Origin of the sequence: Pseudomonas sp. BBP2017 (genome assembly GCF_003024385.1) — a bacterium.
Taxonomy (GTDB): Bacteria; Pseudomonadota; Gammaproteobacteria; order Pseudomonadales; family Pseudomonadaceae; genus Aquipseudomonas.
This window is the reverse complement of record NZ_PVZN01000006.1, coordinates 59,772-73,949: the sequence shown is the minus strand read 5'-3', so window position 1 is coordinate 73,949 and position 14,178 is coordinate 59,772. Positions and strand designations below refer to the sequence as shown.

17 protein-coding genes are annotated in these 14,178 nt (G+C 60.3%); 9 read left to right on the top strand and 8 right to left on the bottom strand.

Annotated features, from left to right (window positions below; all coding sequences use genetic code 11):
- Positions 1–64: 64 nt before the first annotated feature.
- The gene (locus C6382_RS10170) at positions 65–682 is read right to left on the bottom strand and encodes an NAD(P)H-binding protein (RefSeq protein WP_107024373.1); all 618 of its coding nucleotides are present in this window, start codon (positions 680–682) and stop codon (positions 65–67) included.
- A 77-nt stretch (positions 683–759) separates the two neighbouring features.
- Here C6382_RS10170 and C6382_RS10165 point away from each other — a divergent pair, with 77 nt between their 5' ends.
- On the top strand, positions 760–1,089 hold the full coding sequence (locus tag C6382_RS10165) for a DOPA 4,5-dioxygenase family protein (RefSeq protein ID WP_107024372.1): 330 nt from the start codon (positions 760–762) through the stop codon (positions 1,087–1,089).
- Between the two features lie 77 nt (positions 1,090–1,166).
- Here the strand turns inward: C6382_RS10165 and trpA are convergent, their stop codons facing one another.
- Together trpA and trpB are read right to left on the bottom strand one after the other, a co-directional pair.
- Positions 1,167–1,979 carry a tryptophan synthase subunit alpha gene (trpA, locus tag C6382_RS10160; protein WP_107024371.1) on the bottom strand — a complete coding sequence of 271 codons (813 nt, stop codon included), beginning with the start codon at positions 1,977–1,979 and terminating at the stop codon, positions 1,167–1,169.
- Positions 1,976–3,193: a tryptophan synthase subunit beta gene (gene trpB, locus C6382_RS10155; protein ID WP_107024370.1), complete on the bottom strand. Its 1,218-nt coding sequence runs from the start codon at positions 3,191–3,193 to the stop codon at positions 1,976–1,978. The genes trpA and trpB overlap by 4 nt, the downstream gene beginning before the upstream one ends.
- A 109-nt stretch (positions 3,194–3,302) precedes the next feature.
- Between trpB and C6382_RS10150 the strand changes: the two genes are divergently transcribed.
- The 3 genes from C6382_RS10150 (at position 3,303) to C6382_RS10140 (ending at position 4,850) form a co-directional block, all read left to right on the top strand.
- Positions 3,303–4,199 carry a LysR family transcriptional regulator gene (locus tag C6382_RS10150; protein ID WP_178082762.1) on the top strand — a complete coding sequence of 299 codons (897 nt, stop codon included), beginning with the start codon at positions 3,303–3,305 and terminating at the stop codon, positions 4,197–4,199.
- A gap of 104 nt (positions 4,200–4,303) precedes the next feature.
- On the top strand, positions 4,304–4,519 hold the full coding sequence (locus C6382_RS10145; protein ID WP_107024369.1) for a dodecin: 216 nt from the start codon (positions 4,304–4,306) through the stop codon (positions 4,517–4,519).
- A 106-nt stretch (positions 4,520–4,625) separates the two neighbouring features.
- Complete coding sequence (locus C6382_RS10140; RefSeq protein ID WP_107024368.1) at positions 4,626–4,850, top strand: DUF1161 domain-containing protein; 225 nt, start codon at positions 4,626–4,628, stop codon at positions 4,848–4,850.
- Between the two features lie 70 nt (positions 4,851–4,920).
- On the opposite strand, the gene C6382_RS10135 is transcribed toward C6382_RS10140, so the two are convergent.
- Positions 4,921–5,925, bottom strand: coding sequence for an LLM class flavin-dependent oxidoreductase (locus C6382_RS10135; RefSeq protein WP_107024367.1), 1,005 nt, complete (start codon positions 5,923–5,925; stop codon positions 4,921–4,923).
- A gap of 203 nt (positions 5,926–6,128) precedes the next feature.
- Here C6382_RS10135 and C6382_RS10130 point away from each other — a divergent pair, with 203 nt between their 5' ends.
- Positions 6,129–6,362, top strand: coding sequence for a DUF1161 domain-containing protein (locus C6382_RS10130; protein ID WP_107024366.1), 234 nt, complete (start codon positions 6,129–6,131; stop codon positions 6,360–6,362).
- A 3-nt stretch (positions 6,363–6,365) separates the two neighbouring features.
- Here C6382_RS10130 and C6382_RS10125 read toward each other — a convergent pair whose 3' ends face one another.
- Both C6382_RS10125 and C6382_RS10120 read right to left on the bottom strand, forming a co-directional pair.
- Positions 6,366–6,779, bottom strand: coding sequence for a hypothetical protein (locus C6382_RS10125; protein ID WP_107024365.1), 414 nt, complete (start codon positions 6,777–6,779; stop codon positions 6,366–6,368).
- 53 nt (positions 6,780–6,832) lie between these two features.
- Positions 6,833–7,252: a hypothetical protein gene (locus C6382_RS10120; protein ID WP_107024364.1), complete on the bottom strand. Its 420-nt coding sequence runs from the start codon at positions 7,250–7,252 to the stop codon at positions 6,833–6,835.
- Between the two features lie 67 nt (positions 7,253–7,319).
- Here C6382_RS10120 and C6382_RS10115 point away from each other — a divergent pair, with 67 nt between their 5' ends.
- Positions 7,320–8,423 (top strand): aminopeptidase, encoded by a 1,104-nt coding sequence (locus C6382_RS10115; protein ID WP_107024363.1) that lies wholly within the window; start codon positions 7,320–7,322, stop codon positions 8,421–8,423.
- Between the two features lie 5 nt (positions 8,424–8,428).
- Here the strand turns inward: C6382_RS10115 and C6382_RS10110 are convergent, their stop codons facing one another.
- Together C6382_RS10110 and C6382_RS10105 are read right to left on the bottom strand one after the other, a co-directional pair.
- Positions 8,429–9,079 carry an HAD family hydrolase gene (locus C6382_RS10110; protein ID WP_107024362.1) on the bottom strand — a complete coding sequence of 217 codons (651 nt, stop codon included), beginning with the start codon at positions 9,077–9,079 and terminating at the stop codon, positions 8,429–8,431.
- A gap of 29 nt (positions 9,080–9,108) precedes the next feature.
- A complete protein-coding gene (locus tag C6382_RS10105; protein ID WP_107024361.1) occupies positions 9,109–9,657 on the bottom strand; it encodes a gamma carbonic anhydrase family protein in 549 nt (182 codons plus the stop codon).
- A gap of 91 nt (positions 9,658–9,748) precedes the next feature.
- Here C6382_RS10105 and prlC point away from each other — a divergent pair, with 91 nt between their 5' ends.
- The 3 genes from prlC to C6382_RS10090 all read left to right on the top strand — a co-directional run bounded on the left by prlC (position 9,749) and on the right by C6382_RS10090 (position 14,176).
- Positions 9,749–11,800 carry an oligopeptidase A gene (gene prlC, locus C6382_RS10100; protein ID WP_256589068.1) on the top strand — a complete coding sequence of 684 codons (2,052 nt, stop codon included), beginning with the start codon at positions 9,749–9,751 and terminating at the stop codon, positions 11,798–11,800.
- Positions 11,797–12,075 carry a YheV family putative zinc ribbon protein gene (locus C6382_RS10095; protein ID WP_107024359.1) on the top strand — a complete coding sequence of 93 codons (279 nt, stop codon included), beginning with the start codon at positions 11,797–11,799 and terminating at the stop codon, positions 12,073–12,075. Before prlC ends, C6382_RS10095 begins: the two co-directional genes overlap by 4 nt.
- 118 nt (positions 12,076–12,193) lie before the next feature.
- Positions 12,194–14,176: a M3 family metallopeptidase gene (locus C6382_RS10090; RefSeq protein ID WP_107024358.1), complete on the top strand. Its 1,983-nt coding sequence runs from the start codon at positions 12,194–12,196 to the stop codon at positions 14,174–14,176.
- The last annotated feature ends 2 nt before the right edge of the window (positions 14,177–14,178 follow it).

Genomic DNA, 14,178 nt, shown 5'->3' with positions numbered 1-14,178 from the left:
CGAATGGAAGCTGTTCAGGGTGCGATGTCCGGCGCTTGGGTGCAAGCCGTAAAGAGCAGGTGCGTTAGAAGACGAAGTTCACATGCTCGCCGTAGTGCAGTTTCAACTCCAGGGCATCAATCATGGCGGCAGCTACCCTGGCCAGGTGTTGCAACGGTTCGCGAAGGCCCGGCTCCAGGGTGCCGTGGGTCTGGTGGAAATGCTCGATGCCCAGCCCGGCGACTTGCTGCGGGGTGTTGATCAAGGTCCAGTGCAACGCGCTGCGTTGCAACAGGTCGACGATCTGATCGGCACAGGCCCGCTGTTGCTCGCTGTGACCTTCGCTATGGTCGAGCACGCTGAAATCGCCGACCAGCAACAGGCGGCGTATAGTTGTGCGAGACATGCCGGCAACCAGTGCCTGGCTCAAGCGCGGCTGTGCGACGAAATCGTCGGGGGCCAGCGCCGCCAGCAGGCAGACCACCGCCGAGCCACCGGCTACGCTTTGCTCCGCTTGATCAACGCTGTTCAGCCCGCCTATCTTGAAGTGCAGGCCCGGGCGTGGCGCGAGGATGTTCAAGTCGTCGACCACGGCGATCACTTCATGCTGGCGCTTGAGCAACTCTGCCATCAGGGCGCTGCCCAGGCTGCTCAAACCACCGAGCAGGATCAGTTTGAACACCGGGGTTTCGGCATTTTTCACCAGATCACTCCCTTTTCAGGCGGGTGATCATTTGACCTCAGGAATGCCTTGAGGGTTCTTGTGATGCAGGAGATTTCGTGCAAAGGATCAAGGGATATCACGCCCATGTCTATTATGACGCCAGCACTATGGAGCAAGCGCGGCAGTTATGTGAAGAGGCTGCCAAGCTGTTTCCGGTGACCATGGGCCGCATGCACCAGAAGCCAGTCGGGCCGCACCCGGACTGGAGCTGCCAACTGGCGTTCGGGCCGGAAGTGGTCGGGGTGGTGTTGCCTTGGCTGGCGCTATATCGCCACGGGCTGGTGGTGTTTCTGCATCCGCTGACCGGAGATGATCTGGCGGATCATCGCGATCATGCGATCTGGATGGGGGCGGTGCGGCCGCTTGATCTGTCGATCTTTAATTAGATTATCGCGGGGCAAGCCCGCTCCCACAGAGATTACTTAACTGCGGTGGGAGCTGGCTTGCCCCGCGATGAGTGTGATCAAGCCTTGCGCGCGCCTCGCACACCCTGGGCCAGGGCCGAGCACAGCTCAAGCACATCAGCCACTGCCTGCTCGGTGGTCTTCGCCTGGGCAATCTTGTCGACCAGCGCCGACCCCACCACCACACCATCGGCCAGCTTGGCGATGGCTGCCGCCTGCTCTGGCGTACGGATACCGAAGCCAACGCTGATCGGCAGGTCGGTATGCCGACGCAGACGCTCGATGGCGCTGCTGACCTGCTCAGTGGTGGCTGAGCCGGCACCCGTGACACCGGCAACCGAGACGTAGTAGACGAAGCCGGAGCTGCGTTCCAGTACGCGCGGCAAACGCACATCGTCGGTGGTCGGCGTGGTCAGGCGGATGAAGTCGATACCGGATGCCTGGGCCGGAGTGGCCAATTCAGCGTCATGCTCAGGCGGCAGGTCAACGATGATCAGACCGTCGACACCCACTTCCTTGGCCTGGGCGACGAAGGCTTCGACGCCAAAACGGTGGATCGGGTTGTAGTAGCCCATCAGTACGATCGGCGTGGTCTGGTTGTCGACGCGGAATTCGCGAACCATCTGCAAGGTTTTCGCCAGGGTCTGTCCAGCCTCCAGGGCACGCAGGGTTGCCAGCTGGATGGCGACACCATCGGCCATCGGGTCGGTGAACGGCATGCCCAGCTCGATCACGTCGGCGCCAGCGGCCGGTAGGCCTTTGAGGATTTCCAGCGAGGCGTCGTAGCCAGGGTCGCCGGCAGTGATGAAGGTGACCAGTGCCGAGCGGCCTTCGGCTTTCAGTTCGGCGAAGCGTTGTTCAAGACGGCTCATGCCTTTTTCTCCTGGGCAGCCATATGATTCATCACGGTTTGCATGTCTTTGTCGCCACGACCGGACAGGCACACCACCATCAGGTGATCCTTGGGCAGGGTCGGGGCGCGTTTGATCGCTTCGGCCAGGGCGTGGGAGGTTTCCAGGGCCGGAATGATGCCTTCCAGGCGGCAGGTGGTGTGGAACGCGGCCAAGGCTTCTTCGTCGTTGATGCTGACGTACTCGACGCGCTTCACTTCATGCAGATAGGCGTGTTCCGGGCCGATGCCCGGGTAGTCCAGGCCGGCGGAAATCGAGTGGGCGTCGGTGATCTGGCCGTCGGCATCCTGCAGCAGGTAAGTACGGTTGCCGTGCAATACGCCTGGAATACCGCCGGTGAGGCTGGCGGCATGCTTGTCGGTGTCGACACCGTGGCCACCGGCTTCGACGCCGATGATCTGCACGCTGGTGTCGTCGAGGAAGTCATGGAACAGGCCCATGGCATTGGAGCCGCCGCCAACGCAGGCGATCAGGCTGTCGGGCAGGCGTCCTTCCTTCTCCTGCAGCTGGGCGCGGGTTTCCTTGCCGATGATCGACTGGAAGTCGCGGACCATCGCCGGATATGGGTGTGGGCCGGCAACAGTGCCGATCAGGTAGAAGGTGTCTTCGACGTTGGTGACCCAGTCACGCAGGGCCTCGTTCATGGCATCTTTGAGCGTGCCGGTACCAGAAGTCACCGGGACGATCTCCGCGCCGAGCAGCTTCATGCGGAATACGTTGGCCTGTTGGCGCTCGATGTCGGTGGCGCCCATGTAGATCACACAAGGCAGGCCGAAGCGGGCGGCCACGGTGGCGGTAGCCACGCCGTGCATGCCGGCGCCGGTTTCAGCGATGAGGCGCTTTTTGCCCATGCGCTTGGCCAGCAGCACCTGACCAATGCAGTTGTTCACCTTGTGTGCGCCGGTGTGGTTGAGCTCTTCACGCTTGAAGAAGATCTTCGCGCCACCGCAGTGTTCGGTCAGACGTTCGGCGAAGTACAGCGGGTTGGGACGGCCGATGTAGTCGCGCTGGAAGTAGGCCAGCTGCTCAAGGAATTCAGGATCGGCCTTGGCTGCTTCGTACTCGCGGGCAAGGTCGAGCACCAGCGGCATCAGGGTTTCAGCCACGTAGCGGCCGCCGAATGCGCCAAACAGGCCATTGGCATCGGGGCCGGCGCGGAAGTTAGTCTGGGTCATGGGTCGCTCCAGGGCGTAGTGAAGTCTGGGAATGGCTTTACTGTACCCACGACAGGCGCGGCTGAAAACCGATAAGATTGCTCTAACATGTCAGGAAAACTCACACGTTATGCGCCACGACTTGCCTCCTCTCAATGCCCTTAGGGCTTTCGAAGCGACTGCCAGGCTCAACAGCGTCAGCCAGGCGGCCGAGCAACTGCACGTTACCCATGGCGCCGTCAGTCGGCAACTGAAGGTGCTTGAGGAGCATCTCGGGGTCAGTCTGTTCGTCAAGGACGGGCGCGGCATTAAACTCACAGATGCCGGCTTGCGTTTGCGCGATGCCAGCTTCGATGCCTTCGAGCGCTTGCGCAGCGTGTGCGCCGAGTTGAGCCAGAGCAGTGCCGATGCGCCGTTCGTCCTCGGTTGCTCCGGCAGTTTGCTGGCACGCTGGTTCATTCCACGACTGGGTCGGCTCAAGGCGGACTTGCCAGAACTGCGTCTGCATTTGTCCGCCGGTGAAGGTGACCTCGACCCGCGTCGCCCGGGCCTTGATGCCCTGTTGGTGTTCTCCGAGCCACCCTGGCCGGCCGATATGCAGGTTCATGTGCTGGCCCAGGAGCGCATCGGGCCGGTGCTCAGCCCGCACTTCGCAGGGTTTTCCCGCCTGCAGCAGGCGCCGGCTGAGGCCTTGCTGGAAGAGGCTCTGCTGCAGACCACATCACGTCCACAGGCCTGGCCAAGCTGGGCGCAGCAACAGGGTATCAACCCTGAGGCGTTGCGCTACGGCCAGGATTTTGAGCATCTATATTACTTGCTGGAGGCGGCTGTCGCCGGCCTGGGCGTGGCAATCGCGCCGCAGCCGCTGGTGGCCGATGACTTGCGTGCCGGGCGTCTGGCTGCACCCTGGGGCTTTTGCCAGACTCAAGCCGCCTTGGCGTTGTGGGTGCCACGCCGCGCCGCGGATGGGCGCGCCGAGCAGCTGGCCGGGTGGTTACGCGCTGAGCTGGCGCGCCAGGCCGATTAGCTATCGCGCTTGCACATCAGGTAAGCGGCTAGCAGACCAAGAGCACCAATAAAACAGCCTGACGCTGCTAGGCTCAAGGTTCACCTTCGAAAAGGAGACTGCTCATGTCGGATCATCACACATACAAGAAAATCGAACTCGTAGGCTCGTCACCCAACAGCATCGAAGAGGCCATCAACAATGCCCTGGCCGAAGCGGGCAAAAGCATCAAGTTTCTTGAGTGGTTCGAAGTGGTCGACACCCGCGGGCACATCGAGGACAACAAGGCGGCGCACTTTCAGGTAACGCTCAAGGTGGGATTTCGTATCGTCAACAGCTGAAGGCATGACACTGGCTTGTGCGGGTCAATTGAGCTAAACAGTCCAGAGGCGTCCGGACCGGCTCCGGCGCCCTCCTCCACTTTGATCTGAACAAGGAAAGCGATCGATGAAGAAGTTGGTAGTGGCACTGGGTTTGATGGCGCTGGCGGGCACTGCGCTGGCGGCGGGCAAACCGTGCGAAGAATTGAAGAGCGAAATAGCCGCCAAGCTTGATGCCAAGGGCGTCAGCGGTTACTCGTTGGAAATTGTTGACAAGGGTGCTGCCACTGGCGGCAAGGTCGTCGGGACCTGCGAAGGCGGTACCAAGGAAATCGTCTATAAGCGTGGCTGACACCAATCGCGGGGCAAGCCCGCTCCCACTGTGAACCCTGTGGGAGCGGGCTTGCCCCGCGATGAGGCCATCAGCTGCCGCGCATCACCTGCGCCAGCAACTGGTATGAGCGAATCCGGTTCGCATGCTCATACAGGTCACAGGTGAAGATCAGCTCGTCTGCTTGGGTCTGCTCCAGCAAGACCTCGAGCTTGGCGCGGATCTTCTTCGGCCCGCCGACCATCGCCAGCCCCAGGAAATCCCCCACCGCCTCGCGCTCATGGGGCAGCCACAGACCTTCCATGCTTTCCACCGGTGGCCGTTGTACCAGGCTCTGGCCGCGCATCAGGGCGAGAATCCGCTGATACACCGAGGTCGCCAGATAATTGGCCTGCTCGTCAGTGTCGGCAGCAACCAGCGGCACCCCCAGCATCACATACGGTTTGTCGAGCACCGCTGAAGGCTGGAAGTGGTTGCGATAGGTGCGAATGGCCTCGTGCATGTAGCGCGGGGCGAAATGCGAGGCAAAGGCATAGGGTAGGCCGCGCATGCCGGCCAGTTGGGCGCTGAACAGGCTGGAGCCGAGCAGCCAGATCGGCACGTTGGTGCCATAGCCTGGCACGGCGATGACTTTCTGGTCCGGATTCCGTGGCCCCAGGTAGCGCACCAGCTCTTCGACATCGTCAGGAAAATCGTCAGCACTGCCGGAGCGTTCACGACGCAGGGCACGAGCGGTCATCTGGTCTGAACCCGGCGCACGGCCCAGGCCCAGGTCGATACGACCGGGGTAGAGGCTTTCCAGGGTGCCAAACTGCTCGGCAATCACCAGCGGCGCATGGTTGGGCAGCATCACACCCCCTGCACCGACGCGGATAGTCGAAGTACCACCAGCCAGGTAACTGAGCAGCACAGCGGTGGCCGAGCTGGCGATGCCGTCCATGTTGTGGTGCTCGGCGACCCAGAAGCGGTTGTAGCCGAATTTTTCCACGTGCTGCGCCAGGTCCAGCGAGTTGCGCAGGGACTGCGCCGGGCTGCCGTCGGCACGCACCGGCACCAGGTCGAGGGTGGAAAATTTGATGTCCGCAAGTCGCTTCATGGGCAGTTAAGCCTCCTCGGCAGTCAATTGGCCGGCATTGCGCGGTGGCCTTTTTAACTCTGTATGGGCACTTCCTGAGGATTCAATACCCGGGGTGCATTCGAACTGAACGTGCTGGCGCAAGGGCGGGAGGCAGAACCGGGATACCCGCTTGTGGTCAAATAGGTGTCGGCACAATCGCTGCCGTCACAAGGAGCTGTCTCATGATCCGTGTTGCAATTGCTGCGCTGGCTTCGCTGCTGGCGACCTCTGCGCTGGCTGCGCCAAAGAACTGCGAAGAGCTCAAGGCCGAGATCGAAGCGAAGATCCAGGCCAATAACGTAAGCTCCTACACCCTGGAGATCGTCAAGAATGAGGATGTTCACGACCAGAACATGGTGGTCGGCAGCTGTGAGGGTGGCACCAAGAAGATCATCTACCAGAAGAATGACCGCTAGGCGTCAGGGTATGCAGAACGTGTCGTTGGCTTCTTCGGCGACGACCTTGCGTTGCGCGTCGTAGAGATAGGCGCTGGGCTGCATGGCTGGCGCCCGCGCTTCGAGGCGATAGCGCTGGCCGGCTTCGAAGTGGTCGTAGCGCACTTTCAGGTAGCAGGTTCGCTCTACCGGATTGACCGAGAAACCACCGGAATACACCTCGAAATCGAAGCGTACGGTCAGTTCGTGCTTGCCCGGCGTAACCTGGAAGAAGCGCCCGTCGTTGAGGCGTTCGCCATCCAGGCGGTCGGCCATCAGCAACTTGCCGGGCGTCATGGTGTAGAGGTCGACCCAGGCCTGTTTGCTATCAACGGGCGGCAAGGGGCTGGCGCAAGCCCCCAGGGTACTGAGAGCAATCAGCATCATTGGCTGGCGCATGGCAAACTCCCGCTTGCAACCTACAAAGCACAAGCATAGCGCCATTCGCGTTATCAGGTGCGCTGGCAGCCCGCCGGTAGCCCTTGACTGAGCAGATTGCGCTGCTCGTCATACAGTTTGGCCCAGGGCCGAAAGCCGATGCTGCCGGCTTCGAGCTGATAGCGTTGTCCGGCATTGAAATCCTTGAACTTCACATTCAGCTGGCAATCGCGCCACAGCGGTTCACTGACCGGACCGATATTGCTCGGCGTTACCGGAAACAGGTAACGCACGGTCAGCTCGTGGCTGCCCGGCGGCACTTCGAAATAGCGTTTGTCGGCCCAGGCCTGGTCGTCGACTTGCACAGCATGCAAGGTATCGTCCTGGCCGGTGGCGAGGTCGATCCAGGCCTGGTTGGGGTCAGGATGAGGCAGCAACAACCCGGCACAGCCGGACAGAAGCAGAAGAGCACTGATGACAAGCAGTGTACGCATGGTAAAACTCCAGCCGGGCAGGATAGTCTTGAAGCTGATGAGCTCTTGAGCGGATGACGGGACGCGGATGCTTCGACTATTTCTTTTATTACGCTCAAGTCATGGGGCACTCGACCATTTTTTTCGCTGCTTGGTTCCCTTGTTGGCGTTCGGGCTGCTCAACGGTTGTTCCAGCCTCAATTACTACGGGCAACTGGCCAGCGGACAGTTACAGCTGTTGCAGGCCCGTAAGCCGGTGGCCGAACTGGTAGCTGACCCAACTACTCCGGCAAAACTGCGCCAGCAGCTGCTGCAGGCCGAACAGGCCCGGGCCTTCGCCAGCGCGCAACTGAGGCTGCCGGATAACCGCAGCTACCGGGTGTATGCCGACATTGGCCGCCCGTACGTGGTGTGGAATGTGTTCGCCACTCCAGAGTTTTCCCTCGAACCCCAGACCCATTGCTTCCCGATTGCCGGCTGCGTCGCCTATCGCGGCTACTACCGTCAGGGTGCTGCCCGCGGGGCCGCGGCGTTGCAGAAACAGCAGGGGCTGGATGTCTATATCGGCGGAGTGGAAGCCTATTCGACCCTGGGCTGGTTCGATGACCCGATCCTCAGTTCCATGCTTGGTTGGGGCGATGAGCGGTTGGCCAGCGTGATCTTCCATGAGCTGGCGCATCAGCGCCTGTATGTGCAGGACGACACTGCGTTCAATGAGTCCTTTGCCACTTTCGTCGAGCAGCAAGGCACTCGCCAGTGGCGTGCTGCTCGTGGCCTACCGGCGCAAACGCAAGACGATAGTCAGCAGCGTGACCAGTTCGTTGCGTTGGTGCTGGCCAGCCGGGAGCGGCTCAAGGCACTGTATGCAGCGCCACTGAGCGAGTCAGGCAAACGCGCGGGCAAACAGGCTGAATTCGAACGCTTGCGCCGTGACTACCGGACCCTGCGTGACAGCCAGTGGGGAGGCAAAGGGCGGTATGACGCCTGGATCAATGCACCGATGAACAATGCCAAACTGTTGCCTTTTGGTTTGTATGATCAGTGGGTGCCGGCGTTTGCGCAGTTGTTTGCTCAAGTAGGTGGGAACTGGGAGATGTACTATCTGCGTGTTGAGGCCCTGGGCCGGCTGCCGCTTGAGCAGAGGCATCAGGCTTTGAGAAGCATCGCGGGGCAAGTCGAGTCGTCGCGATAAGGCCCTCAAGTCCGCAAAAATGCCTGATGCAACTCACTCAAGGTCGCAAAGTGATAAGCCGGCTGCTCCGCCGTCAGTTCCTCATGACTGCCAAACCCATAACCCACCGCCACCGCCTCAAGGCCATTGCTGCGGGCTCCAATCAGATCATGTTTGCGGTCGCCGATCATCAGGGTCTGGGCCGGGTCCAGTGCTTCTTCAGCGAGCAGATGGGCGATGAGTTCGACTTTGTTGGTGCGGGTGCCGTCGAGTTCGCTGCCGTAGATCACCTTGAAGTGATGATCGAACTGAAAATGCCGGGCGATCTCGCGGGCGAACTCCCAGGGTTTGGAGGTGGCGATGTACAGCGTCCGGCCCTGCCCATTCAAGGCTTCAAGCAATGCCTGGACGCCGTCGAATACCTGGTTCTCGTACAGCCCGGTGACCTTGAAGCGCTCACGGTAGAAGTTGACCGCGTCCCAGGCCTTGGCTTCGTCGAAGCCATAGAACTGCATGAACGCCTGCAGCAAAGGTGGGCCGATGAAGTGTTCCAGGCGCGCCAGGTCCGGTTCGTCGATGCCGAGCTTGGCCAGGGCGTACTGGATCGAGCGGGTAATGCCCAGGCGCGGGTCGGTCAGGGTGCCGTCGAGGTCGAAGAGGATGTTTTGCTGGTGCATGACTGTCTCGATAAGGGCTGTAGGCACGTTCACTCAGGCAGGTGGTAACCTTCGGCAAGGTGCTGGTCTTTGAGTTTCACGTAGTTGCTGGCGCTATAAGGGAAAAACGCCCGTTCCTTTTCGGTCAGGGCACGGGCCTGTTTCACCGGGCTGCCGACATACAGAAACCCACTTTCCAGGCGCTTGCCAGGTGGAACCAGGCTACCTGCACCGATGATCACTTCGTCTTCGACCACCGCGCCGTCCATGATGGTACTGCCCATGCCGACCAGGATCCGGTTGCCCAGAGTGCAGCCATGGAGCATGACTTTGTGACCAATGGTTACTTCATCACCGATCAACAACGGGAAGCCGTCCGGGTTGAACGGCCCGGCGTGGGTAATGTGCAGCACACTGCCATCCTGCACGCTGGTGCGCGCACCGATGCGGATGTGGTGCATATCGCCGCGGATCACCGTCAATGGCCATACCGAGCTGTCTGCGCCAATCTCGACATCCCCCAGGACCACAGCGCTGCGGTCGACGAATGCGCGCTCGCCCAAACGTGGTGAATGGTTCTGGAAGCTACGGGTGGCCATGATAGGGGTTCTCTTTGGTATTGATAGGGCTGCGGTCGGCGTCGATTGTAATTAAGATGGTCCCATGTTTCTTCTGCCAAGGTGTTTAACCGTGAGTGCGAACAACCCGTTACTGCAGTCTTATGACTTGCCGCCCTTCTCGGCGATCCGTGCCGAGCATGTGCAGCCGGCGATTGAACAGATCCTGGCCGACAACCGTACTGCCATTGCCGACATTCTCAAGACCCAGGGCCAGCAGCCAAGCTGGGCCGGTCTGGTGCTGGCCATGGACGAGCTCAACGACCGCCTGGGCGCCGCCTGGAGTCCGGTCAGCCACCTCAACGCGGTGTGCAACAGCGCCGAGTTGCGCGAAGCCTACGAGGCCTGCCTGCCGGCATTGAGCGCGTATGCCACCGAGCTGGGCCAGAACCGTGAGCTGTTCCAGGCCTACGAAACGCTGATCGCCAGCCCTGAAGCCGCTGGCTTCGATGTCGCGCAAAAAACTATTCTCGAACACGCCCTGCGTGACTTCCGCCTGTCGGGTATCGACCTGCCGGCCGATCAGCAGCAGCGTTATGCGCAAGTGCAGAGCAAGCTCAGCGAACTGGGCAGCCGCTTCTCCAACCAACTGCTCGACGCCACCCAGGCCTGGACCAAGCACGTCACCGACGAAGCGGCGCTGGCAGGCCTGACCGATTCGGCCAAGGCGCAGATGGCTGCCGCCGCCCAGGCCAAGGGCCTCGATGGCTGGCTGATCAGCCTGGAATTCCCCAGCTACTACGCAGTGATGACCTACGCCGAAGACCGCGCCCTGCGTGAAGAAATCTACGCGGCTTACTGCACCCGCGCCTCCGACCAGGGCCCCAATGCCGGCCAGTTCGACAACGGCCCGGTGATGCGCGAGATCCTCGACCTGCGTCAGGAGCTGGCCGAACTGCTTGGTTACGCCAACTACGCCGAGTTGAGCCTGGCAACCAAAATGGCCGAGTCCAGCGATCAGGTGCTGAGCTTCCTGCGAGACCTGGCCAAGCGCAGCAAGCCGTTCGCCGTCCAGGACCTGGCCCAGCTCAAGGCTTATGCCGCCGAGCAGGGTTGCCCGGACCTGCAGAGCTGGGACAGCGGTTTCTACGGCGAAAAACTCCGTGAGCAGCGTTACAGCGTTTCCCAGGAAACGTTGCGCGCCTACTTCCCTATCGACAAGGTGCTTTCCGGTCTGTTTGCCATCGTCCAGCGCCTGTACGGCATCGAGATCGCCGAGCTCAAGGGTTTCGATACCTGGCATCCAGACGTGCGCCTGTTCGAGATCAAGGAACACGGCCAACACGTTGGACGTTTCTTCTTCGACCTTTACGCCCGCGCCAACAAGCGCGGCGGTGCCTGGATGGACGGTGCCCGTGATCGTCGCCGTACCGAAGCTGGCGTGCTGCAGAGCCCGGTGGCCAACCTGGTGTGCAACTTCACCCCGGCAGCCCCCGGCAAGCCGGCGCTGCTGACTCACGACGAAGTCACCACCCTGTTCCACGAGTTTGGTCATGGCCTGCATCACCTGTTGACGCGCATCGATCATGCCGGGGTCTCCGGGATCAATGGCGTGGCCTGGGATGCGGTCGAACTGCCAAGCCAGTTCATGGAAAACTGGTGCTGGGAGCCGGAAGGCCTGGCGCTGATTTCCGGTCACTACGAAACCGGTGCCGCCCTGCCCCAGGACCTGCTGGAGAAGATGCTGGCGGCGAAGAACTTTCAGTCCGGGCTGATGATGGTCCGCCAGCTGGAGTTCTCGCTGTTCGACTTCGAGCTGCACGCCAGTCACGGCGACGGTCGCAGCGTACTGGAGGTGCTTGAAGGCATCCGCGACGAGGTTTCGGTCATGCGTCCACCAGCGTACAACCGCTTCCCCAACAGCTTTGCGCATATCTTCGCCGGCGGTTATGCCGCAGGTTACTACAGCTACAAGTGGGCTGAAGTGCTCTCGGCCGATGCCTTCTCGCGTTTCGAGGAAGAAGGCGTGCTCAACGCTGAAACCGGCCGCGCCTTCCGTGAAGCGATCCTGGCCCGTGGCGGCTCCCAGGAGCCAATGCTGCTGTTCGTCGACTTCCGTGGCCGTGAGCCGTCAATCGACGCACTCTTGCGCCACAGTGGCCTGAGTGAGGACGTAGCGGCATGAGTGATGGGCCTGTGATCACCAAGAAACGTTTTATCGCCGGGGCAGTTTGCCCGGCGTGCAGCGAGCCGGACAAGCTGATGATGTGGAGCGAAGACAGCGTTCCGCATCGTGAGTGTGTGGCGTGCGGGTTCTCCGATACCCTGAATGAACAGGGGTTGTCGGTGCCCAAAGAGCTGGGTACCCGGGTGAACAAGGTCGAGGTCAAGCCGGCCGAGGCCAAGGTGCAGACCGTCCAGTTCTTCCCTAATCCCAAGCTGAAAAAGCCGGCCGACTAAGGCTGTCGCGGCGCCCCGATAACACGTCGGGGCGCCGATCTGCGGTAGTTAAATAGACGAGTTTGGACACTCCCTGGTGGTAGGTTGCAGGTCCTGCCATGCATTCAAGGAGTGAGTCATGCCCCGTTCCAACCCCCTGCTGCAGCCATTCGATCTGTTCCCCTACGCAAGCGTACAAGTAGGGGATCTTCAGCCCGCGATACAGCAAATTGTCGAAGAAAACCGCAGCGCGTTGGCGCTAATCATCGAGCGTGAGGCCGACAACCCAAGCTGGAACGGTCTGGTGCTGGCCGTCGAGGCGCTCGATAAACGCCTGGAAGACACTTTTTACCCCTTGGTGCCATTGGCATTTACCAGCGATGAGTGGGGTTCTGCTGTCGGTGAGTGCGATGCTGAGCGCAGAGCCTATCGCACAGACAAGTATCAGAATCAGGAGTTGTTCAGCGCTTATCAACAACTTGATCCTGCAGACCTCAGCGATGAACAGGTGGCAGTACTCAAGCGCATCCTTCGCGACTTTCGTCTCGAGGGGGCGAATATTGACCGCTCTGGTCGCCAGCAATTTACCACTCAGGAAACAGCTATTGTCGGCCTTGAAGGGGAGTTTCAGGAGAAGCTTCGCGCCGCGAAAGATCACTTGAGCAAGCACATAACCGACGTCGAAGCATTGGCAGGCATACTTGCCGCTGACCTGGCGGACATGCAGCACAAAGCGCAAGCCCGCGGGCTCAGTGGCTGGTTGTTGACACTTGATGAACCGGTCTTTGAAACCGTCATGCGATATGCCGAAAGCCGCGAGCTGCGCAAAGAGATATATCTGGCTTATATGACGCGTGCTTCCGATCAGGCCGCCGGGCAATCCCAGCACGACAATGGTCCGGTGTTGCAGGCATTGCTACGGTTACGCCATGAAAAGGCGCAGCTTTTGGGCTTCGTTGATTTTGTCGAACTGAGCCTGCAAACCAAGGCTGCGCAATCGACGGCTGAAGTCGAAACGTTCTTGAACACGCTGATAGCGCGTGAACGGCCACGACTTGAGCGGGAGGCCGATCAGCTGCGTTCGTTTGCCAGGGAACAGGGCTGCGATGATCTGCAGCCTTGGGACTATGAGTTTTATGCGCAGAAGATGCGTCAGCATAAGGGGCGCGACCCAGATCAATTCATGCGTGAATACTATTCGTTCGAATCGGCCCTAAGCGGGCTGATTGGCTTGGTCGAGCAGTTGTATGGCATATCGATTAAAAAAGTTGAGGCTGAAGTCTGGGACGCCAAAGTACAGGTGCTGCAAGTTGCCGAAGCTGGCGATGTCTTGGGCCACATCTACCTCGACGTTTTTATCCGTCCAGGCAAGCCGGTCTGGCCTTGGTCACTTGCCATTCGCAATCGCCATGTTGATGCCGATGGTACGTTGTCACGACCTGTCGCAGCCTTGTTCGGGTACTACGAGCCAAGGGGGATGCAGTTAGGACACAAGGATCTGTGCAAACTGTTCCATGAGTTTCACCATTGTCTGCATCAGATACTGATGACCAATGCCCACCGGCGCTTGAACAGCATTAATGAGTTGGGCCATGACTTCTCGGAGTTCGTTGGCAAGCTCCTGGAACAATGGTGCTGGTCAGCTCAGAGCATGCAATCTGTATCCACACACCGAACCAGTGGCGAGCGCGCTTCTCTGGCTGAAGTGCAGCGCTGGCTGGAAGCAAGAAAAACGCAGCAGGGCCTGGAGAAGGCCGACGATCTGAAGAAGGCGCTGCTCGATTTTGAACTGCATCGTGGTTACGGCAATGATCGCAGCATCGAGCGAGTGGTTGCGGATGTCTATGCCCGTACACAGGTACTACCGCTGGCAAGTAATGATCGCTTTGCCAACGGCTTTGACTACATGGTTACAGGTTACGAAGCGGGCTTTTACTGCTACCTGTGGGCTGAAGAGCACGCCACTGATGTGTTTGCCTGGTTCAAGGGTCAGGGCGTTTTCGACTCGCGTCTGGGGCAGGCCATGCGGCGTGAACTGCTGGCGCCGGGGGCGTCGCGATCAATGTCGACATCCATCCAGGCGTTCATTGACCGTGCGCAATCAATCGTCAGCGCCGACTGACA